17 protein-coding genes are annotated in these 23,337 nt (G+C 70.5%); 9 read left to right on the top strand and 8 right to left on the bottom strand.

The annotated features are described in order from the left end of the window. Positions 1-14: 14 nt before the first annotated feature. From mmsA to QSK25_RS03715, 4 genes are read left to right on the top strand one after another with little or no spacing between them, the layout of a single operon-like run. Complete coding sequence (gene mmsA / locus QSK25_RS03730) at positions 15-1,520, top strand: multiple monosaccharide ABC transporter ATP-binding protein (protein WP_502881804.1); 1,506 nt, start codon at positions 15-17, stop codon at positions 1,518-1,520. Beyond that, a complete protein-coding gene (gene mmsB / locus QSK25_RS03725) occupies positions 1,517-2,731 on the top strand; it encodes a multiple monosaccharide ABC transporter permease (RefSeq protein ID WP_285632609.1) in 1,215 nt (404 codons plus the stop codon). The genes mmsA and mmsB overlap by 4 nt, the downstream gene beginning before the upstream one ends. 18 nt (positions 2,732-2,749) lie before the next feature. Beyond that, positions 2,750-5,818, top strand: a complete 3,069-nt coding sequence (locus tag QSK25_RS03720) for a family 43 glycosylhydrolase (RefSeq protein WP_285632607.1) — start codon at positions 2,750-2,752, stop codon at positions 5,816-5,818. Between the two features lie 8 nt (positions 5,819-5,826). Beyond that, positions 5,827-6,906 (top strand): aldose epimerase family protein, encoded by a 1,080-nt coding sequence (locus tag QSK25_RS03715; RefSeq protein WP_285632605.1) that lies wholly within the window; start codon positions 5,827-5,829, stop codon positions 6,904-6,906. 1 nt (position 6,907) lies between these two features. Here QSK25_RS03715 and QSK25_RS03710 read toward each other — a convergent pair whose 3' ends face one another. Further along, positions 6,908-7,240: a hypothetical protein gene (locus QSK25_RS03710; protein WP_285632602.1), complete on the bottom strand. Its 333-nt coding sequence runs from the start codon at positions 7,238-7,240 to the stop codon at positions 6,908-6,910. A gap of 209 nt (positions 7,241-7,449) precedes the next feature. Here QSK25_RS03710 and QSK25_RS03705 point away from each other — a divergent pair, with 209 nt between their 5' ends. Together QSK25_RS03705 and QSK25_RS03700 are read left to right on the top strand one after the other, a co-directional pair. Then, positions 7,450-8,973 (top strand): AMP-binding protein, encoded by a 1,524-nt coding sequence (locus tag QSK25_RS03705; protein ID WP_285632599.1) that lies wholly within the window; start codon positions 7,450-7,452, stop codon positions 8,971-8,973. An 11-nt stretch (positions 8,974-8,984) separates the two neighbouring features. Continuing rightward, positions 8,985-9,215, top strand: a complete 231-nt coding sequence (locus tag QSK25_RS03700; RefSeq protein ID WP_285632595.1) for a sigma factor-like helix-turn-helix DNA-binding protein — start codon at positions 8,985-8,987, stop codon at positions 9,213-9,215. Here QSK25_RS03700 and QSK25_RS03695 read toward each other — a convergent pair. From QSK25_RS03695 to QSK25_RS03670, 6 genes are all read right to left on the bottom strand, one after another. After that, positions 9,202-11,145, bottom strand: a complete 1,944-nt coding sequence (locus tag QSK25_RS03695; protein WP_285632592.1) for a family 43 glycosylhydrolase — start codon at positions 11,143-11,145, stop codon at positions 9,202-9,204. The two genes, QSK25_RS03700 and QSK25_RS03695, sit on opposite strands and share 14 nt — an antisense overlap. Then, positions 11,142-12,776, bottom strand: coding sequence for a glycoside hydrolase family 27 protein (locus QSK25_RS03690; protein WP_502881803.1), 1,635 nt, complete (start codon positions 12,774-12,776; stop codon positions 11,142-11,144). The genes QSK25_RS03695 and QSK25_RS03690 overlap by 4 nt, the downstream gene beginning before the upstream one ends. 182 nt (positions 12,777-12,958) lie before the next feature. Beyond that, entirely contained in the window at positions 12,959-14,413 is a 1,455-nt protein-coding gene (locus QSK25_RS03685) for a glycoside hydrolase family 62 protein (RefSeq protein ID WP_285632586.1), read from the bottom strand. A gap of 2 nt (positions 14,414-14,415) precedes the next feature. Further along, on the bottom strand, positions 14,416-14,778 hold the full coding sequence (locus tag QSK25_RS03680) for a hypothetical protein (protein WP_285632583.1): 363 nt from the start codon (positions 14,776-14,778) through the stop codon (positions 14,416-14,418). A 329-nt stretch (positions 14,779-15,107) separates the two neighbouring features. After that, complete coding sequence (locus QSK25_RS03675) at positions 15,108-16,118, bottom strand: LacI family DNA-binding transcriptional regulator (RefSeq protein WP_285632580.1); 1,011 nt, start codon at positions 16,116-16,118, stop codon at positions 15,108-15,110. Positions 16,119-16,266: 148 nt separating this feature from the next. Continuing rightward, positions 16,267-17,598: a glycoside hydrolase family 6 protein gene (locus QSK25_RS03670; RefSeq protein ID WP_285632577.1), complete on the bottom strand. Its 1,332-nt coding sequence runs from the start codon at positions 17,596-17,598 to the stop codon at positions 16,267-16,269. 394 nt (positions 17,599-17,992) lie between these two features. Here QSK25_RS03670 and QSK25_RS03665 point away from each other — a divergent pair, with 394 nt between their 5' ends. The 3 genes from QSK25_RS03665 to QSK25_RS03655 all read left to right on the top strand — a co-directional run bounded on the left by QSK25_RS03665 (position 17,993) and on the right by QSK25_RS03655 (position 22,350). Further along, positions 17,993-19,366 (top strand): endo-1,4-beta-xylanase, encoded by a 1,374-nt coding sequence (locus QSK25_RS03665; protein ID WP_285632573.1) that lies wholly within the window; start codon positions 17,993-17,995, stop codon positions 19,364-19,366. 278 nt (positions 19,367-19,644) lie between these two features. After that, positions 19,645-20,982: an extracellular catalytic domain type 1 short-chain-length polyhydroxyalkanoate depolymerase gene (locus QSK25_RS03660; protein WP_285632570.1), complete on the top strand. Its 1,338-nt coding sequence runs from the start codon at positions 19,645-19,647 to the stop codon at positions 20,980-20,982. A 72-nt stretch (positions 20,983-21,054) separates the two neighbouring features. Continuing rightward, a complete protein-coding gene (locus QSK25_RS03655; protein WP_285632568.1) occupies positions 21,055-22,350 on the top strand; it encodes a CE1 family esterase in 1,296 nt (431 codons plus the stop codon). 23 nt (positions 22,351-22,373) lie between these two features. On the opposite strand, the gene mmuM is transcribed toward QSK25_RS03655, so the two are convergent. Further along, on the bottom strand, positions 22,374-23,264 hold the full coding sequence (gene mmuM, locus QSK25_RS03650) for a homocysteine S-methyltransferase (protein WP_285632566.1): 891 nt from the start codon (positions 23,262-23,264) through the stop codon (positions 22,374-22,376). Positions 23,265-23,337: the final 73 nt, after the last annotated feature.

Raw genomic sequence — 23,337 nt, 5'->3', positions numbered from 1 at the left:
AAGAAGTCCTGGTGATGCGCGACATCACCAAGAGGTTCGCCGGGGTCACCGCGCTGCACGAGGTCTCGCTGACCGTGCGGCGCGGTGAGATCCACGCGATCTGCGGAGAGAACGGCGCGGGCAAGTCCACGCTGATGAAGGTGCTGTCCGGGGTGCACCCGCACGGCACGTACGAGGGCGACATCCTCTTCGAGGGCGAGCCGTGCGCGTTCCAGGGCGTCCGCGACAGCGAGCGGCGCGGCATCGTGATCATCCACCAGGAGCTGGCGTTGTGCGGCCAGCTCTCCGTCGCCGAGAACCTGTTCCTGGGCAACGAGAGGGCGCGGCGCGGCTTCGTCGACTGGAACCGCACCAACCACGAGGCCCAGCAGCTGCTCGACCGGGTGGGACTGCGGGAGAGCCCGACCACCCCGGTGAACGACCTGGGCGTCGGCAAGCAGCAACTGGTCGAGATCGCCAAGGCGCTGTCGAAGGAGGTCCGCCTCCTCATCCTCGACGAGCCGACCGCCGCGCTCAACGACGACGACTCGCAGCACCTGCTCGACCTGCTCGACGGGCTGCGGTCGGAGGGCGTGACGTCGGTGATCATCTCCCACAAGCTGGGCGAGGTCACGAGGATCGCCGACACCGTCACGGTGCTGCGCGACGGCAGGACGATCGAGACGCTGCCCGCCGAGGGGCTGAGCGAGGAACGGATCATCGCGGGCATGGTCGGCCGCGACCTCGACGACCGGTTCCCGCCGCGCACGCCCGACATCGGCGAGGAGGTGCTGCGCATCGAGAACTGGACGGTGCACAGCCCAGCCCAGCCCGACCGCAAGGTCGTCGACGACGCCACGCTGTCGTTGCGGCGCGGCGAGATCGTCGGTCTCGCGGGCCTGATGGGCGCGGGCCGCACCGAACTCGCCATGAGCGTGTTCGGCCGCACCTACGGCGTCGGGATCTCCGGGCGCGTGGTCAAGGACGGCCGGGAGATCGACACGCGCACCGTGCGCGCCGCCATCGACCACGGCCTCGCGTACGTGAGCGAGGACCGCAAGCGCTACGGGCTCAACCTGATCGAGAACGTGCAGCGCAACGTCTCCGCCGCCGCCCTGGACAAGCTCGCGAACCGCGGCTGGGTGAACGAGAACGAGGAGAACTCGGTCGCCGAGCGGTTCCGCAGGTCGATGGGCATCAGGACGCGGACCGTGTCGACGCCGACGGGCACGCTCTCCGGCGGCAACCAGCAGAAGGTCGTGCTGGCCAAGTGGATGTTCACCGACCCGGACGTGCTGATCCTCGACGAACCGACGCGCGGCATCGACGTCGGTGCCAAGTACGAGATCTACTCGATCATCAACGACCTCGCCGCCCAGGGCCGCGCGGTGCTGGTGATCTCCTCGGAACTGCCGGAGCTGCTCGGCCTGTGCGACCGCGTGTACGCGCTGTCCGAGGGCCGCGTCACCGGTGAGGTCAGCCGCGAAGAGGCCACGCAGGAACGCCTGATGCAGTACATGACGCGAGGACAGGGCTCATGACCACGAAGACCGCGCCCGCCCGGGGCACCGCGTCGCCGGCGGAGTCCCGGCGGCTCTCGATCAACCTGCGACAGTCGGGCATCTACGTCGCGTTCGCCTTGATCGTCGTGTTGTTCACGGTGCTGACAGGCGGCGACCTGTTGCAGCCGCAGAACATCTCGAACATCGTCGTGCAGAACTCCTACGTGCTGATCCTCGCGATCGGCATGATCCTGGTGATCATCGGCGGGCACATCGACCTCTCGGTCGGTTCGACGGTGGCCCTGACGGGTGCGGTCTGCGCGGTGCTGACCGTCCAATGGGGACTGCCGTGGCCGCTGGCGGTGCTGCTGACGTTGCTGGCGGGCGCGCTGATCGGTGCCGCACAGGGCTACTGGATCGCGTACTTCGGCATTCCCGCGTTCATCGTCACGCTGGCGGGCATGCTCGTGTTCCGGGCCCTCACCATGAGCACGCTGGGCAACCAGGGCATCGGGCCGTTCCCCGACGAGATCCGCTCGCTCGCGAACGGGTTCACCGGCGGCTACCTCGGCAACGTCGGCCTCGGTCCGCTCGGCGGCGCCGACCTGGTGAGCCTGCTCGCCGGGCTCGCGTGCGTGGCCGGGTTCGCACTGTCGCAGTGGCGCAAGCGCGTGGCCAGGCTCGGCTACGGCCAGACCGTCGACCCGATGCCGGTGTTCGTGCTCAAGATCGCGGGCGTGGCCGTCGTCGTGATGGCGGTCGTCGTGCAGCTCGCCCGGTTCCGCAACCTGCCGTGGGTGCTGGTGCTGCTGGCGGCGCTGACGCTCGGCTACTCGTTGATGGCGAACAACTCCGTGTTCGGCCGGCACATCTACTCGATCGGCGGCAACCTGCAGGCCGCCACGCTATCCGGTGTGAAGGTCAAGGCCGTCACGTTCTGGGTGTTCGTCAACATGGGCGCGCTGGCGGGCCTCGCCGGCGTGATCTTCGCGGGCCGCCTCAACCAGGCCGGTCCGACCGCGGGCATGTCGTTCGAGCTCGACGCCATCGCGGCCGCTTTCATCGGCGGCGCGGCGGTGCAGGGCGGCGTCGGCAAGGTCGTCGGCGCCATCACCGGCGGCCTGATCATGGGCGTGATCAACAACGGTATGTCGCTGATCGGCGCGCCCAGCGAACGCGTGATGCTCGTGAAGGGTCTCGTCCTGCTCGCGGCCGTCGCCTACGACGTGTGGACCAAGCGACGCGCCTGACCGTTCCGAAAGGCGATCATGGCTTCCCTGCGCCATCTCGGTCTCATCGCGGTCCTCACGGCCGCACTCCTGCCCGCCACCCCGGCCGCCGCCGAACCGCTCGTGCGCTCGGCGGCGGCCGCTCTCGAAGTGCCGAACCTCGGCGACGTCCGCGGCCACCTCGCCCTGCCCACCACCGGCGCCAACGGCACGACGATCAGCTGGAAGTCCGCCAACGCCAAGGTGATCACCCCGACCGGTGAGGTGACCCGGCCGGCCGCGGGCGCCGGGCCCGTCAAGGTCGTGCTGACCGCGAAGGTGAGCCGCGGGCAGCAGAGCACGACCCGCGCGCTGACCGCCACCGTCGTCCCGTTGCCCGTCCGGGAACCCCTGGAGGGCTACAGCTTCTTCTACTTCACCGGCGAGAGCAGCCCGATCGGTGAGCAGATCTACGCCGCCGCGTCCAACGGCAACAACCCGCTGGACTTCTCCGAGGTCAACGGCGGCAGGCCGATCCTGAAGTCGAGCCTCGGCGAACTGGGCGTGCGCGACCCGTTCATCCTGCGCTCCCCCGACGGCGACCGGTTCTACCTGCTGGCGACCGACCTGAAGATCAACGGGGGCCGCGGCTGGGACGCCGCGCAGCGCACCGGCAGCCGCTCGATCATGGTGTGGGAGTCGACCGACCTGCGGAACTGGTCACGCCAGCGCGCCGTCCAGGTCTCGCCGCCGACCGCGGGCAACACCTGGGCGCCCGAGGCGTTCTGGGACGCCCGGCGCGGCACCTACGTCGTCTACTGGGCGTCGAAGCTGTACGCGGAGAACGATCCAGGGCACACCGGCGCCAGCTACAACCGGATGATGTACGCGACCACGCGCGACTTCGTGACGTTCAGCCCAGCGCAGGTGTGGATCGACCCGGGGTACTCGGTGATCGACTCGACCGTCATCGAGCACGCAGGCACCTACTACCGCTACACCAAGGACGAGCGGAACAACTCGTCGTCCTCACCGTGCAGCAAGTACATCACCGCCGAGAAGTCGGCGGACCTGCTGAGCCCGAGGTACGACTTCGTCGCCGAGTGCATCGGCAAGGCCACCGCCACGAGTCCCGGCCTGTCCGCCGGCGAGGGCCCGACCGGGTTCAAGTCCAACACCGAGGACAGGTGGTACCTGTTCATCGACGAGTACGGCGGCCGCGGCTACGTGCCGTTCGAGACGACGGACCTGGCGTCCGGCAAGTGGACGATGTCGACCGGTGCGCGGCTGCCCGCCTCGCCCCGGCACGGGACGGTGCTCCCGGTGACGAAGGCCGAACTGGCCCGGCTCACCGCTCCCCCCGCGCCGGTGCGCACCTCCGCCGACGGGCTCGTCGCACACTGGCCGCTCACGTCGTCCGCCGCGGACGCCACCGGTCACGGCTACGACGGCGTGCTCGCGGGCGACACGGCGTTCTCCGAGGGGTCGCTCTCGCTGCGCGGCGGGCACGTCCAGTTGCCGGACAACCTGCTGACCGGGGCTTCGGCGGTCACCGTCTCCGCCGACGTGCTGGTCGACCCGGCCCAGCAGACGCCGTACTTCCTCTACGGCTTCGGCAACACCGCGGCCAACGGTGTCGGTGACGGCTACCTGTTCAGCACGGGGGACGGCTACCGCGGCGCGATCGCCACGGGCAACTGGACGACCGAGCAGGGAGTGAACTCCGGACGGCCGCTGGCGCGCGGGGTGTGGAAGAACGTCACGCTGACCGTGGGCGGCGGCGTGGGAGCGCTCTACCTGGACGGCGTCGAGGTGGCGCGCACCACCGGCGTCACCACCAGGCCGTCCGACCTCGGCGGTGGCATCACCACGGCCAACTACCTGGGCCGGTCGGTGTACGCCGCCGACAGGCCGTTCCTGGGCAGGATGAAGAACGTGCGGCTGTACCACCGCGCGCTGCCGGGCAACGAGGTCGCCGCGCTCCCGTCCAACGCCACGCAGATCCGGTCAGTCGCGCACGAGTCGCTCAAAGCGCCCGCCGTGATCACGCCGGGCAGCGTGGTGCTGCCGGTCGCGCCCGGCACCGACCTGCGCCGGGTGCGGCTCGACTTCGGCCTGCCGCCCGGCGCGTCCATCACCCCCGCCGAGCCGGTGGACCTGCGCGAACCCCGGAAGTTCACGGTGCGGTCCGGCCGGGAGAGTCGCGTGTGGACGGTCGAGGCCCACGAGCTGCGCAGTCCCGTGCTACCCGGCCTCAACGCCGATCCGAACATCGTCGCGTTCGGCGACACCTACTACATCTACGCGACCACGGACGGCTTCGACGGCTGGAGCGGTACGAGGTTCTCCGCGTGGTCGTCGAAGAACCTGGTGGACTGGACGGACGAGGGCGTCGTCCTCGACCTCGGCCCGGACGTCAGCTGGGCCGACCGCAACGCCTGGGCGCCCACGATCGCCGAGCGGGACGGCAGGTACTACTTCTACTTCTGCGCCGAAGCGAAGATCGGCGTGGCGGTGAGCGACTCGCCGACCGGCCCGTTCGTCGACACGGGCCAGCCGCTGGTGGCGCGCAACCCGGGCGGCGGACAGGCCATCGACCCGGCGGTGTTCACCGACCGCGACGGCCAGGCGTACCTCTATTGGGGCAACGGTGAGGCCTACGTCGTTCCGCTCAACGGTGACATGATCTCCTACGACCCGGCCAAGATCTCGCGGCTGACCGGGCTCGCGGACTTCCGGGAGGGCCTGTTCATGGTGGAACGTCGAGGCACGTACTACCTGAGCTGGTCCGTCGACGACACCCGCAGCGAGGACTACCGGGTCGCCTACGCCACCGCCCCGAGCCCCACCGGCCCGTTCACGAACCGCGGGCTGATCCTGCGCAAGGACCCGAGGCTCGGCGTCAAGGGCACCGGGCACAGCTCGATGCTGCGCGTGCCGGGCACCGACGACTGGTACCTCGCCTACCACCGCTTCGCCGTGCCCGGAGGCGACGGCACGCACCGCGAGACCACGATCGACAGGATGACCTTCGCCCGCGACGGCTCGATCGTCCCGGTCGTCCCCACCCTGGAGAGCGTCGCGCCCCAACGGATCCGGCCGCAGCACTGCCGGGCCCTGATCAACTGAGGAGTCCGATGTCGCAGCCCGAGGTCCACCGGGAACTGTTCGGCCGCACCGGTGACGCCGACGTGCACCGGTACGTCCTGTCCTGGCCGGGCGGGCTCACCGTGCGGGTGCTGGACCTGGGCGGTGTCGTCCAGTCGCTGGAGGCGCCGGACCGCGACGGCGTGCCCGCCAACGTGGTGCTCGGCTTCGGCACGCTCGACGAGTACGTCAAGAACAACCAGCCCGGCGAGAACAGGGTGTTCTTCGGCGCCGTGATCGGCCGGTACGCCAACCGGATCGCGCGTGGCACCTTCACCCTCGACGACGTCGTGCACCGCCTGCCGCTCAACAACGGCCGGAACAGCCTGCACGGCGGACCCGAGGGTTTCGACACGAAGGTCTGGGCCGCGACCGAACTGCGCGAGCCGGGCAGCGTCGGCGTGCGGCTCGACCTGGTGAGCCCGGCCGGCGAGGGCGGCTTCCCCGGCGCCGTGACCGCGCAGGTGACGTACCGGCTCGACCGCGACCACCGGCTGAGCATCACCTACCGTGCGACCGCGGACGCGCCCACGGTGCTCAACCTGACCAACCACACCTACTGGAACCTGGCGGGCGAGGGCAGCGGCGACGTCTACGGGCAGTCGCTGATGCTGAACGCCGGCCACTTCTGCGCGGTGGACGAGGACCTGATCCCGGTCGGGAACCCCGTGCCGGTCGACGCGAGCCCGTTCGACTTCCGGCTGCCCACGGCGATCGGCGCCCGCATCGGAGCCGACCACCCGCAGCTGGCCGTCGCGGGCGGCTACGACCACAACTGGGTGCTCGACCCGTCCGGGGCGTCGTTCGCCGCGCAGGCCTGCGACCCGGCCTCCGGGCGCCTGCTGACGATGTGGACCACCGAACCCGGCCTGCAGTTCTACTCGGGCAACTTCCTGACCGGGGACCTGGTCGGCACCGGGGGCCGCCCGTACGGACGCGGCGCGGGGTTCGCCCTGGAGGCGCAGCACCACCCCGACTCGCCCAACCGGCCGGACTTCCCCAGCACGGTGCTGCGCCCCGGCGAGGTCTACCACCAGGAGACGGTGTTCCGGCTGTCCACTGCGGACTGATTCACGCCGCGTGCGAGCAGGTGGGACAGGAGCACTCGGCGCACGTGCAGTTCGCGCACGCGTCATCGCACCCGTCGCACGCGCACCGGGCGTGGTTGCACGTCGGGCAGTCGCAGTTCGAGCAGTCGCACTGCGCACATGAATCCGCGCAGTGGGCACACCTGCACTTGTCACACTCGTCGTAGTGGACACCGCCGTCCGTGACGTGTTCGCGGTGCAGGTGCCCGTCGTGCAGGTAGTCGACGTGGTCGCGGTGCACGACGGCGTCGTGGCCGCAGCCTGGTCCGTGCGTGTGGCGGTGCAGTTCCGCCGGAGCGTGCTCGACAGTCGTCATGCGACACATGCTCATGTGCGCAGACGGCGATAACAAACGGACGAGCCATTGATCATCCACACGGGTGACACCCGATGCAACGTGAAATACCGCGAGAACTGAAGCGCGACAACAACTCTATCGATTCGACCAGCGAATCGACAGGTTCTCACCACCGGTGGTCTGGCTCGTTCAAGATGGAAGCACACCGCTTGTGGGAAGGGCCTGCCGTGACCGCCGAGTTCCTGGAATCCGCCCTGTGGGAGCTGCCCGCCGCCGACCGCGCGCTGGTCCAGGCGTACGGATCAGGGCCGAGCCGCACCCCTCCTTCCGACCACGTCCACCACGCCTTCGAGGCGCACGCCGCGCGACGTCCGCACGCCACGGCCGTGGAACACCTCGGCGAGTCGCTGACGTACGCGGAGCTCGACGCGAGAGCCGGTCTGCTGGCCGAGGTGCTGGTGCGCGGCGGGGTGCGGCCGGGTGACCACGTGGGACTGTTCCTCACCCGGTCGATCTCCATGGTCGTGGGCGTTCTCGCGGTGCTCAAGGCAGGCGCGTCCTACGTGCCCCAGGACGTGAGCACCACCCCTGAGGCGACGCTGCGGCGCGTCGTCCGCGCCGCGCGCATCGACGTCGTGCTCACCACGAGCGCCGACGCGGTTCCCGGCGACCTCGCCTCAGTGGTCGAGATCGACGCCCTCCCCGGCGCGAGCACGTTCTGCCGCACCGTCACCACCGCCGAGTCGGACGTCGCCGCCGTCGTGTTCACCGGCCCCCACGGCGTGCGGGTGTCCCACGCCGGCCTGTGCAACCTCCTGCTCACCGCCCCCGGCTCGCTCGGCGTCACGCCGGGGACCAGGGTGGCGCAACTGCTGGACATCTCCTCCGACCTCGCGATGTGGGAGGTGCTCGGCACCCTCGCCAACGGCGGCACGCTCGTGCTGCGCGGGGAGGACGCCGAGGACGCGGCGAGCACCGCGGACGTCCTGATCACCACTCCCGGAGTGCTCGCCTCCCTGTCCCCCGACGCGTGCCGGCGGGTGCGCACGGTCGTGGTGGCCGGGGAACGCTGCCCGCGGGCCCTGGCGGACACGTGGGCCCGTCGCACCGCCTTCCACCACGCCTGGGGCCCCACCGAGGCGACGATCGTCAGCACGGTGCAGCGCTACGAGCCGGACGCCGGGCCGCTCACGGTCGGACGGCCCGTGCCGAACACCACCGCGTACGTGCTCGGCGACGACCTGTCGCCGCGTCCGGTCGGCGAGGTCGGCGAGGTGTGGGTGGGCGGAGCAGGGGTCACCCCGGGTTACGCGGGCGACCTCGACCTGACGTCGCTGCGCCTGCGCCCCGACCCGTTCCTCGGCGGTGACCGGCTGATGTTCCGCACGCGCGAGCTCGGCAGGTGGACGGCCGACGGGGAGCTGGAGCACCACGGCCGGGCCGGCGACCAGGTGGAGGTGCTGGGGTACCGGTTCGAGCTGGACACCGTCACCGCCGCGCTGGAACACGCGGACGACTGCGAACGTGCCGCGACCCTCGTGCACGACGGGAGGCTCGTCGGGTTCATCAGTCCCCGCACGGCGGTGCCGGAGGTGGCCCGCCGCGCGGTCTCGCAGCGGTTGCCGCACTACTGCGTGCCCACGCTGATCGTCCCGCTCGACGCGTTGCCGACCACCGAACGCGGCAAGGTCGACCGCCGCGCACTTCTGTCCTGTCTGGACGGACGGCGCTCCCCGGCCCTGCGCGCGTAGTGAGGCGTCCCGTGACCACGCGCGGAACGCGCACGCCCGGCGCCGGGCTCGTCGCCGACGCGCTGTCGGCACTCGAGCCCGAACACCGGGTCGTGGTCGTGCGGGCCTTCTACGGCGGGGAGTCCGTGACCGAACTCTCCGCCGCGCTGGGACTGTCACGAGCCGTCGTGAAGTTCCGCCTGCACCTGGGCCTGCACGCGTTCAGGAAGGCGCTGCAGGAGAACGGCGTCATGGAGTCGTGAGCTCGAACCGCCCGACCGCGACCGAGCCTCCGAGCGCCTGCGTGGCGTGGTTGAAGATGCCGAACCGGTAGCCCATGAAGAACTGCCACTCGTTCTTCAGCGTGAAGCCGGTGCCCAGCGACGTGAAGTTCACGCCGTCGGTGCTGTAGGAGAACCGGGCCTGCCGTCCGCTGCCCGGCCGGATGTCGGCGTTGGCGCGCAACCAGATCCGGGTTCCGGTGAGGTTCGCGCTCGCGACCTCGGTGCCGGTGCCGGTGGTGTTCCAGTTGCTGTCCATGGTCAGGCCGTTGACCATGACGACCCGGTTGCGGCCGTTGTCGCGCTTGACGCCGATCCACGCCGAGGAGTCGCGCAGCATCGCGAGCCCCGTGCGGTCGCCGTCGCGCATCGACGTCAGGTCCAGTGCGACGGTGCCGGTCGACGTCGGCCCCTGGATCCGGTGGGTGAGGGTGTTGCGGGCGTTGTAGAGGTCGTTCGTGACCGTCGCCGTGGACAACCGCAGCCCGTTGTTCACGCTGTACTTCGTGGTGTCCGGGTTGTGGTTCCACTCCCACTGGGGTTTCAGCGCGGTGCCGTCGAACGTGTCGACGCCGGTCATGGGTCTCACCGGGCGCTGCGGCAGGTTCGGCACCGGGTAGTTCACGCCCCAGCCGCCGTTGACGGTGGTGATGCGCGGCCAGCCGTCGGAGGTCCAGGTGATCGGGGCGAGCACGGGCACCCGGCCGCCGGGATAGGCGTCCACGAACGCCATGTAGTACCAGTCGCCGTTCTGCGTCTGCACCATGCCGCCCTGATGCGGCACTCCCCCGCCCTGGATCGGGCCGGGCATGTTCAGCAGCACCTGCTGGACCGTGTACGGGCCGAACGGGCTCGACGCCTTGAGCACGTACTGCCCGTTCGCGGGCCTGGTGAGCCAGATGTAGTAGCTGCCGTTCCGCTTGTAGAACCGCGCTCCTTCGAGGGTGCCGATGTTCGACGGGGTCTGGAACACCTGCTGCGAGCGCACCTCGGACTTCCCGTCCGCGGAGAGCTGCGCGACGCTGATCGTGGTGTTGCCGTAGGCGACGTACATCGTGTCGTTGTCGTCGACCAGCATGCCGGCGTCGTAGTAGCACTTGTTGATCGTGGCGTGCTTGGACCACTGGGCGTCCACGGCGGGAGCCGTGTAGATGTGCGTCTGGGCGAAGTCGACGCAACCGCCCCAGTAGAAGGTGTTGTTGCTCTTGCGGTGGTTGAGGAACGACGCCCAGATGCCGCGCACGTAACCCCTGGCGCCGTTGAGGTCGTACTTGGAGCCGAAGTCGAGGCGGGGCACGGAGTGTCCGGCGAACTCCCAGTTCACCAGGTCGTAGGAACGCAGGACCGGCGCACCCGGCGAGTAGTGCATGGTCGAGGCCGAGTAGTAGTACGCGTCACCGACGCGGATGATGTCGATGTCCGCGAAGTCCTGCCACAGCACCGGGTTGGTGAACGTCGACGGTCTGGGCGTGGTGGTGGTGGTGGTGGTGGTCGTCGTCGTCGGGCTGCCGGTGTCGCCACAGGTGGTGCCGTTGAGGCGGAACGTGACCGGGTCGGGGTTGGTGGATCCGGACGTCGCGTTGAACCCGAACTCCACCTTGCCTCCGGTCGGCACGGAACCGTTGTAGGAGGCGTTGCGCGCGCTCACCTCGCCGCCGTTCTGCGTGATCACGGCGTTCCAGTGCTGCCCGACCTGCTGGCCCGCGCCGTAGGTCCACTCCAGGGTCCAGCCCGTGATCGCGTCACCGGTGTTGGTGATCGACACGGACGCGCCGAAGCCGCCCTGCCACTCGGAGGTTCTCGTGTAGGTGACCGAACAGCCCGGAGCCGCCTGCGCGGCCGTGCTCGCGGCGAGTGCCGCGGCCACCAGGGTGAGCGCGGCGAGCGCCGCCGCGGCGGGAGTCCGCCTCATGATCGCGCCCACCTCTGGTTGGACTGGCCGTTGCAGGTCCACAGCACCAGCCTCGACCCGTTCGCGGTGGAGGCCCGTTCCACGTCGAGGCACAGGCCCGCGTTGACGTTGCGGACCGTCCCGTCCGACTGGAAGGTCCAGCGCTGGTTCTGCTGACCGTTGCACTGCCAGGTGATGACGCGCGTGCCGTTGGCGGTGCCCTGGTCGTAGGCGTCGAGGCACTTGTCGCCGAACACCCGGATCTCGCCGCCGGGCCAGGAGGTCCACCGCTGCGAGGCGGGCGTGAGGCAGTCCTGGACGACCACGGCGGCCCCGGCTGCGGTCGAGGAGTTCTCGACGTCGAGGCAGCGGTTCGACCCCTCCCCGCGCAGCCGCGAGGTGGTGCTCGGCACCGGGCTTCCTCCCGTCACCCGGAACGCGGTGACGCCGTGCGCCGCGACGGTGGCGGAGATCGTGCCGGAGGTGCTCGACGTGGCACCGGTCCAGAGGTCGGTCAGCGTGAAACCGCTGCCCGACAGGCCGATCTGGGCAGCCGTGGTGCTGATGGTCGCCGCACCACCGCCCCGGTTGAACAGGCCGACGGCGACCGAGCCGTCCGCCAGGGGCTTCGCGAACACCTCGGTGGCGCCGTCGTCGCGCACCCGGCGGCCGCCCGCCCCGAGGGCGTCCTGGTTCACCGCGATCAGGCGCTGGTTGCGCAGGACCGCGCTCACGTCGGCGGACATGGTGCGGATGTCGTTGCCCGCCATCAGCGGCGCCGCCATCAACGCCCACAGGGTGAAGTGCGCGCGGGACTCGGTGAGGGTGAGCCCGGGACGTCCGACCACCAGCATGTCCGGGTCGTTCCAGTGACCCGGCCCCGACTGGACGGCGAGCGGCGCGGTGACGTCGACGACGTTGCCCACGCCCATCGGGTAGCTGTTGGTGTTGCCGTTCTGCCAGATGTCGAGCAGGTCCTCCGTGGTGCGCCACAGGTCCGCGACCGCGCTCCAGTCGTACCGGTCGCCGGTCGGCGCGTGGAAGCTGTTGGGGTTGATGCTGTAGACGATCGGCCTGCCGGTGGCGCGCAGGGCGTCGCGCATGATCGAGAACCTCGCGACCTGCTCGTCGCGGGTGCCGGCCCCGGAGCACCAGTCGTACTTCAGGTAGTCGACGCCCCACGACGCGAACGTGCGCGCGTCCTGGACCTCGTGGCCCTTGCTGCCGGTCGAACCGGGGTGCGCGCCGGTGCCCTGCGCGCAGGTCTTCTCGTTCGGCGCCTGGTAGATGCCGAACTTCAGGCCACGCGCGTGGATGTAGTCGCCCAGCGCCTTCATGCCGCTCGCGAACTTGGCCGGGTGTGCGCGCAGGTTCCCGGACGAGTCGCGCTGCGGGTCGAACCAGCAGTCGTCGACGACCACGTACTGGTAGCCGGCGTCGCGCATGCCCGAGGACACCATCGCGTCGGCGGCCTGGCGGACCTGGGCCTCGGTGATGCCGCAGCCGAAGCTGTTCCAGCTGTTCCAGCCGAGCGGCGGGGTGAGGGCCGGGCTGCCGGGAGCAGCGGCGGCGGGGTCGGCCGGTGTCGTGGCCCGGAACGCGGCAGTGGCAGCGGTGGCAGTGGTGGCCGGAGTGGCAGCGGTGGCTGGCATCGCGGCGGTCGCAGCGGTGGCAGCGGTGGCAGCGGTGGCCGGAATCGCTGCGGCAGCTGCCGCGGCGACCACCGCGAGTGCGAGGTGGGTGAGTTTCCTGGACCGGATGGGCATCGTCGCCCCTTCCTCCCAGGACCGGCGCCGCCGCAGGCGCGTGCCGCGGCGCCGGTCCCGGGGTCGGTTCAGCAGGTCGAGTTGGTCTGGGTCAGCAGGCCGAGCCGCCAGGGCAGCCGGTTGTAGTCCCCGCCCGCGTTGGGGTCCATGCCCTGGTACAGGTAGCTGAGCTTGCAGGGACTGATCTCCATGGTCTGGTCGACGTTGGTGCGCACCATCTCGCCGTGGCTGATGTCGCGCGTCCACTGTCCACCTGGGAACGTCACGTTGTTGGCGCGGGCGAACGGGTTCGACTCGCTGTCGGCGAGCGCCGTCCACGGCCCGGTGATCGCGGGCGCGGTCCAGGAGCGGAACCAGCGGCGACCGTCGGAGCCGATCGCCTCGTGCACCAGCAGCCACTGGTTCTTACCGGCGATCTTGTAGACGTTGGACGCCTCGAAGAGCCGGTTGCGGTTGCTGTCCTGCATGGCGATCACCGTGTTGGTGAAGCCGTTGGGGAACTGCCCGAGGGTGGTCTCCGACCGGTAGAGGTGGCCGTTGTCGTCGGAGGAGAACAGGTAGCACTTCGCGGTGTCGCACACCATCCAGAAGTCGACCCAGTAGCCGTTGCCGATGTTGTCGCGGATGATCTGCGGCATGCCGTTCGCGTAGAAGTTCTTCGGCGTGGACCACGACGACGGGTTCGAGATGTCGCTGGTCGTGGAGTACGAGGCGTTCGAGCCGGTCTGGTAGACGAGGTACCAGAGGCGTTGCGGCGCGAAGTAGAAGACCTGCGGCGCGGCCCGGTAGCCGCCGCCGATGCCGGAGCGGTCGAGGTAGTAGTGGGGCGCGGACGACGCCTGGGACCAGTCGCTGAAGCTCGTGTACATCAGGTTGTAGCCGTCGGTGTAAGTCGAGGCGAAGACGTGGTACTTGCCGTTGTGGTACACGACGCTCGGGTCCTTCACCGCGACGTTCGCGTGCGTGGCGTCCGGCTTCGGGCTGATCAGCTGCCCGCTCGACGACCAGCGGAAGCTCGACGGCAGGTTCCCCACGGGCGGGTTGCCGGTCGTGGTCGTGGTGGTCGTCGTCGTGGTGGTGGTTGGGCCGACGTCGCCGGTGCACAGGGTCCCGTTGAGGCTGAACGCGGTCGGGCTCGGGTTGGAGCCGCTGCTGGACCCGTTGAACCCGAACTCGACCTTGCCCCCGGTGGGGATCGTCGCGTTGTAGGAGACGTTGCGGGCGGTCACCTGGGCGCCGGACTGGGTCACCTGGGCGTTCCAGGCCTGCTGGACCTGCTGCCCGGCGCCGAAGCTCCAGGTGAGCGTCCAGCCGTTGAGGGCGTCGCCGAGGTTCGTGACGGTGACGGCCGCCGTGAACCCACCGTCCCATTGCGACGGTGCGGCGTAGGTGACCGAGCAACCCGGTGCGGCGGAGGCGGGCTGGTGGGCCACCGCGGTCAGCGCGGTGACCGCGACGAGCGGGACCACGGCCAGGGCCGTGAGCCGGGCGCGCCGGGACGTGAGCATCCGTGCGAGGAACATGATCACCCTTCGTCGGTGGAGGGAGGAGTCGCGCGGCGGCGCGGGCGGCGGTGCGGACCTGGACCGCGTTCCATCCGGGCGCCAGGAAGCCTGGCCGCCGTCGGGGCACCGGCCCCGGACGCGCCGTGGCGGGCGGCGTCGGTGGCGTGCCCGGTCACGCGCGGCGGAGCGGCCGGCGAGGGACTCGATCTGGGAGCTGCCGGTCCCCCGGCCCGGTCACGCGTGGCATCGCGGAGCGGGGCCCGCCGGTGGATGCCGTCCGACGGGCCGGAGACCGGCACGGCCGGGTACGCGTCGACCACGTGCACCCGCTCGCCGGCCGGGGCGATCTCCGCCGATCGAGCCTCGGCGGCAGACGAAGTCACCTGAGGGCCTCACCCCGGCGGGAACGCCTTGTCCTTCCACAGTGGACTGGGCGGAGACCAGCGCACCGCACAGCGCTTTCCAGGGGCTCGGCATGGGGAGCCTTTCGTCGACGAGGGTCAACGGCAGGGACGGCTCCAGCAATGTAACGACGGTTTCACTCGCGGGTCAAAGCTAAATGTGAGCGCTAACTTTTAGCAGATCGCCTTCTGAACAGAGAAGGCAGAAAGAGCGAGGCCTGAGTTCTGTTAACGCGAACAACCACGCGTGACTTCGACGTGACGGGCACTCGCACCACAGCGGCCGCACGCCGTGGCTCGACGGCCCCGACTCACCGCCCCGCCCTCGCCACCGACCCACCCACCCGTACCGGCATCGGCACCCGGTGGACCAGCGGGGCACGACCGCCACGCCCCCGCCCGTCGACCATCCCCACCAGCACCTCCACCGCCCGCGCACCGAGCTCGCGGTGCGGCAACGCGACGACGGTGAGCCGGGGTCGCATCCACGAGGCCGCCGCGTGGTCGCCGAACCCGATCACCGACACGTCCCCCGGCACCGACAGCCCGGCCTCGGCGAGCGCCTGGTAGGCCCCGAAGGCCAGTCCGTCGTCGAGGCACACCAGCGCGTCCGGCCGGTGCCGGCGCAGCAGCTCCCTGGTCACGTCGTACCCGGCCTCGGGCGTCCACTTCGGACAGCCGTGCACGTCCGCCTCGACGCCCGCGGCGCCGAACACCTGGCGCAGTCCGGCGAGCCGTGCCGCACCCCCGGCCGTTCGATCGGGTTCGGCACCGATCAGGTGCACACCGCGCACACGTCCCGCCTCGACCAGGACGCGCGCAGCCGAGCGTCCGCCCCGCACCTCGTCGGGAACGACCGAGGGAAGGCCCGCGACGGTGGCGTTGAGCAGCACGACAGGCCCGTGTCGCAGGCCGTCCAGGTCGAAGGAGGCGTGCAGGTCGGCCTTCGCGAACACGATGCCGTCGACGTCGCGGTCGCGCATCGACTCGGCCAGGCTTCCGCGCACCACCGGATCGCCGCCGGACACACCGACGAACAGCAGGTAGCCGCATCGGTGAGCGGCCTCCACCGCGCCCCTCACGACCTCGCCGGTCTCGGCGGACGACTCGGCGGTGTCGAGCACGAAGCCGATCGTCCGCGACAGGCCGGTACGCGGGCCGGTCGTGCGGGTGCCGCGCCGGTACCCCAGTTCCTGCGCGGTGGCACGGACCCGCCGCTCGGCCGCCTCGGAGATGCGCAGTTCGCGTGCCCGCCCGGTCAGGACGAGGGAGGCGGTCGTGACCGACACACCGCTCGCCGCCGCCACGTCGGCCAGGGTCACGCGCGATCGTCCCACCGCAGGTCCGCCTCCCGCTCCGACGGCTCGGCCCGGGCGGTCCGGAGGTTCCGCGGCCCCCGCGCGGTCAGCAGCCGCACCGGTGGAAGGGCACGCCGGGGTCCCCGGCCTGCGCCGGGGACCCCGGTCCACCTCAGGAGCAGGCGACACCGTTGAGCACCGGCGACGCGAACGGCGGAGTGCCGTTGTAGTTCGCGTTGTAGCCGATGCTCACCTGCGCGCCGGAGGCGAGCGAGCCGTTCCAGGCGGCGTTCGTCACCCGGACCTGGTCACCCTGGTCGGTCCACGTGCCGTTCCAGCCCTGGGTCACCGAGACGCCGGGCGCCGAGAAGGAGAACGTCCACCCGTTGATCGCCGAGCCGCGGTTCACGATCACGACCTCGGCGGAGTAACCGCCCTGCCACTGGCTCGTCACGCGGTGGGTCGCGGTGCAGCCGCCACCGGGGTTGCCGCCACCCGACGTGGTCGTGGTCGTCGTGGTCGTCGTGGTCGTCGTCGTGATCGGACCCGCCGCCATCGCGAGCTCGTACGCCCGCTGGGGCACGAACTGACCGGCGGGGGCGATGCAGCCGTCCGACTCGCCCGGCAGCTTGACCCACAGGAACGCGTCGATCCTCGAGTCACCGGTGTTGGTGGTGCTGGGGGTGCCGATCGCGCGGCCCGCCGGGTCGCACCACTCGCTGCCGGCGGGACCGTTGCCGTTGCGGCTGGTGTCCACCACGGCCTTGAGGCGGCTGTCGCCGACCGCGTTGAGCACGTTCTTCGCGAAGTTGACCTCGTCGGAGGTGGCCCGGTAGTTGGACACGTTCGTCGCGATGCCGTCGGCGCTGTTGGAGATGTCCGCGCCGCGCAACCGGTTCGCGGCCTCGGAGGGGTTCAGCCACGCCGAGTGCCCGATGTCGAAGTACACCTTGGCCTGACCGGAACCCGCCTTCAGCCTCTTGCCCGCGTAGGCCATCGACGCCTTGGTCTGGTTCTGCTGGTCCGTGCTCTGGCAGCTGCTCATCAACGGCAGCACGTCGGGTTCCAGCACGATCGTCGCCGGGCGGCCCGCGAGGCCCGCCGCGACCTCGTCCACCCACGCCCGATAGGCCTCGTGGGAGGGCGCGCCCCCACCGCTGGGACCACCGCAGTCGCGGTTGGGGACGTTGTAGACCACCAGGATCGGGATCTTGCCGGCGGCGGCCGCCGCCCCCACGAAGGAACTGACCTCCGACCGCACCGTCGAGGTGTTGGTGGTGGTGTACCAGCGCGGTTGCGGGACCGACGCGATGCGGTCGCGGATGACGGCCGCGCGGGAGTCACCCGGGTTGGCCGCCACCCACCTCGCGGCCCCGGTCTGCGGGTCCGTGTAGAAGGCCGACTCGGCCGCGTTGACGGTGGCGCCGGCGCTGACGATCAGGGTGGTGGCCCCGGCGACGACCGCGCCCGTCAGCGCGCACACGGCCCGCTTCCACTGTGTCATCGTGTCTCCAGTTCGCTCTGGTGCAGGGGATTCGGTTCTCGCGAAGTCATTGCTTTCGAGGGCCGAGAATCGGCGAGAAGCGAATGCGAGTTCCGGCCAACGTAACCACGGTCCTCTGAATCGTCAACGCCGGGAGCAGAGTTGGCCGACACTTCTGAGAGAGTTTTCGAAACGCTTTCAGGAACTGCGATCAACCCCTTGACGTGGTAGTTGGGAGCGCTCCCGCACATCGCTACGCCGTTCGGGGCATCCTGCTGTCGAATTCGACGAACACTTCTTGTAGGTGCGGACCGGCCACTGCGACACTCCAGCGGGATCCGGCAATGGCGCACCGGATCCGGTCTTCTGTCCTGTCCATCCCCTGCATTCGGGACAACCCCGGGAAGTGTGGAAGATGAAACTGACAGCGAAGTCAGTGGCGCTGATTCCGATCATCGCCACGGTCGCGACCGCCGCGATCGGCGCCACCCTGATCGCCCCGCCCGTCGCCAACGCGGCGACCACGCTCGCCGCGGCCGCGCAGCAGAGCGGCCGGTACTTCGGCACGGCGGTGGCCGCGAGCAGGCTGAGCGATTCGACGTACGCCGGGATCCTGAACCGCGAGTTCGACATGGTCACGGCCGAGAACGAGATGAAGATGGACGCGACCGAGCCGAACCAGAACCAGTTCAGCTACGGCAACGCCGACCGGATCGTGAACCAGGCCCGCAGCCAGGGCAAGCGCATCCGCGGACACGCTCTCGCGTGGCACTCGCAACAGCCCGGCTGGATGCAGAACATGTCCGGCACGGCACTGCGCAACGCGATGCTCAACCACGTCACCCAGGTCGCCACCTACTACCGCGGCAAGATCTACGCCTGGGACGTCGTCAACGAGGCCTTCGCCGACGGCAGCAGCGGCGCCCGGCGCGACTCCAACCTCCAGCGCACCGGCAACGACTGGATCGAGGCCGCGTTCCGCGCGGCGCGAACGGCCGACCCCGGTGCGAAGCTCTGCTACAACGACTACAACACCGACGACTGGTCGCACGCCAAGACCCAGGCCGTGTACCGGATGGTGCAGGACTTCAAGTCCCGCGGCGTCCCGATCGACTGCGTCGGCCTGCAGTCGCACTTCAACAGCCAGAGCCCGGTGCCGTCCAACTACCAGACCACGCTGCAGAACTTCGCGAACCTCGGCGTCGACGTGCAGATCACCGAGCTCGACATCGAGGGCTCCGGCAGCACGCAGGCCCAGAACTACCAGCGCGTCACCCAGGCCTGTCTCGCGGTCGCGCGCTGCACCGGCATCACGGTGTGGGGCATCCGCGACACCGACTCGTGGCGCGCGTCCGGCACCCCGCTGCTGTTCGACGGCAGCGGCAACAAGAAGGCCGCGTACAACTCCACTTTGGACGCGCTCAACGCCGGTGGCGGCCCCGGTCCGACGACGACCACCACCACGACCACCACCACGACGACGAGCAACGACCCCGGTACCGGCGGCTGCTCGGCGACCGTGTCGCTCAACCAGTGGAACGAGGGCTTCGTCGCCACGATCAAGGTGACCGCGGGCTCGACCGCGCTGAGGGGCTGGACCGTCTCGACGACGCTGTCGAACGGCACCGTCACCGGCTCGTGGAGCGCGACCCGCAGCGGCAACAGCGGCACCGTCAACTGGACCAACGTGGACTACAACGCCAACGTGCCCGCCGGCGGGTCCACCGAGTTCGGCTTCCAGGGCAGCGGCAACGGGTCGGGCCTGAACCCGTCCTGCACGGCGCGCTGACGGCCCGCACCACACCCACAGCCAGGCGCCGCGGAGTGACGTGACGTCCTCCGCGGCGCCTGCTCCTCGCCGTGAGCGTCCCGGCACGAGTGGACGGCCACGTCGTGCACCACCTCCGCGCCGCCGGTTCTCTCCATCAGCTCGCGACCTTCACCCGGCGAGCGGGAACGGCGTGCCCGGGTCCCTGGCGCGCGGCGGAGCCGGTCGCCCGCTCACCGGTGGCAGTTTCAGGGCCTGATCCCACGCACTCCCTTCTCCAGAAAGGGAACGAGGTCATCGTGACCATCCGCAACTCCACCCAGCGGCACACGACCGCGTACCGCGTCATCGCCGTCGTCGCGGCGGTGCTGTCGGTCGTCGCCGCCGTCGCCTTCTCCTCCGTGCCGCAGCAGGCGCACGCCGCGTCCCTGACGCGCGTGACGGGCTTCGGCACCAACCCCACCAACCTCAACATGTACGTCTACGCGCCGGACCGGCTCGCCGCCCGGCCGGCGTTGCTCCTGATGATCCACTACTGCACCGGTACCGCGAGCGCGGTGCACAACGGGGGCGGCCGGGACTACGTGACCGCGGCGGACCGCTACGGCTACGTGATCGTCTACCCGGAGGCCACCAGGGAGGGCCGCTGCTTCGACGTCTCCACGCAGAACGCGTTGCGCCGCAACGGAGGCAGCGACTCCACCGGCATCATGTCGATGGTGGCGCACGCGCGCCAGCGCTACAACGTCGACCCGTCGCGGATCGTCGTCTCCGGCATCTCGTCCGGCGCGATGATGACGAACGTGCTGGCCGCCCAGTACCCGGACGTGTTCAGCGCCGCGTCGGCGTTCGCCGGTGTCCCCGCGGGCTGCTTCGCCACGACCGACGGGTCGCTGTGGAACAGCCAGTGCTCGGGCGGCACGCTCAACAAGACGCCGCAGCAGTGGGGCGACCAGGCCAGGGCCATGTTCCCCGGCTACACCGGCACCTATCCGCGCATCCAGCTGTGGCACGGCACGAACGACACCACCCTCGCGTACCCGAACTTCGGTGAGGCGCTCGACCAGTGGACGAACGTGCACGGCGTCAGCAGAACGCCCGCGTCGACCGACCAGCCGCAGTCGAACTGGACCCGCACGCGCTACGGCACGAACGGTGTCGTCGAGGGCATCAGCGCCCAGGGCACCGGTCACGACGTGCCGACCGCCGGGATGGTGGGCCACGCCATCACGTTCCTCGGCCTGGACCGTCCCGGCACCGATCCCACCACCAGCACGACGACGACCACCACGACCACCACCACGACCCCGCCGCCGTCCCAGGGCTGTTCGGTCCAGGCCGCGGTCAACGCGTGGAACAACGGCCTCACCGAGACCATCACCATCACCAACACGTCGACGACGGCCGTGAACGGCTGGAAGCTGCAGTTCACGCTCCCGGGAGGACAGACGATCACGGGTGGCTGGAGCGCGACCTACTCCCCCGCCAGCGGCCAGGTGACCGCGTCGAACGTCTCCTACAACGGTCAGATCGCGCCCTCCGCCCAGATCTCGATCGGCTTCCAGGCGACCCACACCGGCAACAGCGCGGCCGCCGGCGGATTCACCCTCAACGGCGTGCAGTGCGCCGTCGCCTGATCGCACACCGGCCCCGGCCAGTGCGACGACCGGAAGGAACGACGATGTTCCACATGCACAGGGGGACGAGCCATGTCCCGTCCTAGGTTCGTGCTCGCGGCGGCCGCGGCGAGCGCCGTGGTGTTCCTGGGCGCCGCGGGCATCGCGCTCGGCGGCCCGGTGGCGGGCGACGTCACCACCACGGCGGCCACCGCCGGCTGCGGCAAGCCGCCCTCGCTCTCGAGCGGCCAGCGCACCATCACGAGCGGTGGCCAGAGCCGCTCGTACATCCTGCGACTCCCACCGAACTACGACAACAACCGCCAGTACCGGCTGTTCGTGGGCTTCCACTGGCTCGGCGGCACCGCGAACGACGTCGACTCCGGCGGCGGTGACGGCTACAACTGGTCCTACTACGGCCTGCGCCGGCTCTCCGACGCCGCGGACAACGGCACGATCTTCGTGGCACCGCAGGGCAACAACAACGGCTGGGCCAACCCCGGCGGCCAGGACCTGAGGTTCGTCGACGACCTGGTGGCGTTGCTCGACTCCGCGCTGTGCATCGACACGACCCAGCGCTTCGCGGGCGGCTTCAGCTACGGCGGCGGCATGTCCTACGCCGTGGCCTGCGCCAGGGCGAACGTCTTCCGCGCGGTGGTCGTCTACGCGGGTGCCCAGCTCAGCGGCTGCGACGGCGGCACCCAGCCCATCGGGTACCTGGGCATCCACGGCATCAGCGACTCCGTGCTCGGCATCGGCCTGGGGCGCGGCCTGCGCGACACGTTCGTGCGCAACAACGGCTGCACACCGCAGAACCCTAGGGAACCGAGCGCGGGCAGCCGCACGCACATCGTCACCGCCTACAGCGGCTGCCGAGCCGGCTACCCCGTGGTGTGGGCGGCGTTCGACGGCGGGCACACGCCCGGCCCGATCGACTCCGGCGGCGACGGCTGGCGCACGTGGACCTCAGGTGAGGCGTGGAAGTTCATCACCCAGTTCGGTGGTGGCACCGAGCCCACGACGACCACCACCACAACCACCACGACCACCACCACGCCGCCTCCGGGTGGCGGGACCTGCCGGACCGGCACCACGGTCAACGCGTGGAACAACGGCCTCACCGCGAACATCACCATCACCAACACCGGGTCCACGCCGGTGAGCGGCTGGTCACTGGTCTTCACGCTGCCCGGCGGTCAGACGATCACCGGCGGGTGGAGCGCCACCTACTCGCCCACCTCGGGCCAGGTGACCGCGCGCAACGTCTCCTACAACGGCGACATCGCGCCCGGCGCCTCGACCACCATCGGGTTCCAGGCCACCCACACCGGCAACGCGGGGGCGCCGTCCTCGTTCAGCCTCAACGGGAACACCTGCACGACCGCGTGATCACGGGAACGGGCGGCGGGGTCTCAGGACCTCGCCGCCAGTTCCTCTGCCAGCACCTCGATCGCCGCCGGGCCGGTGCGGCAGCACCCACCGACCAGCCGCGCACCGCCGTCGGCCCACTCCCCCGCCGCGAAGCCAGTCCCGCCGCCGGCCCACGACCGCCCGGCGGCGTCCCAGGTCTCCCCGCTGTTCGGGTACACGACGACCGGCAACCCCGTCACCCGCCGCGCCACGGCGACCGCCTCCGCGACGTCCGAAGGCGCGCAGCAGTTCACCCCCACCGCGATCACCTCATCCACATCGGACACGACCGCGAACGCCTCCTCCAACGACTGCCCGGCGCACGTCCTGCCGTCGCGAACGCTGTAGGAGAGCCACATCGGCACACCGCTGCCGCGCACGACGTCCAGCACCGCCTCGGCCTCGTCGACGTCCGGGATCGTCTCGACGGCGAGCACGTCGGGTTCCGCCGAGCAGAGCGTCTCCAGGCGCCTGCGGTGGAACTGGACCAGCTCCTGGCGAGTCAGGCCGTAGCGGCCCCGGTACTCCGAGCCGTCCGCCAGCACCGCCCCGTAGGGCCCGACCGACGCGGCCACCCACCGCTGTCCATCCACATCGGACGCGGCCGAGCGCGCGAGGGCCACGCTGGACCGCAGCAGGCGGACCGTCCCGGCGTCGTCGATGCCCCGGCGCGCGAACCCGGCGAAGCTCGCCTGGTAGCTCGCGGTGATGGCGACCCGGGCGCCCGCCCGGTAGAAGGCGAGGTGGGCGGCGCGCACCGCGTCCGGGTCGGTCAGCAACAACCGCGCGGACCACAGCTCGTCGGACAGGTCGTGCCCGGCCAGTTCCAGGGCCGTCGACATGCCGCCGTCGAGCACCACCACACCGCGTGCCACCGCTTCCGCCAGATCCACCCGTCCAGCCTACGTCCGGACGTGGGGTGGAGGAGTGCGCGACGAACGCTCCGCCGTTGGGGTCGCGCACTCC

Source organism: Lentzea sp. NBRC 102530, from assembly GCF_030269365.1.
Lineage (GTDB): Bacteria > Actinomycetota > Actinomycetes > Mycobacteriales > Pseudonocardiaceae > Lentzea.
This window is presented reverse-complemented; position numbering and strand designations above follow the sequence as displayed.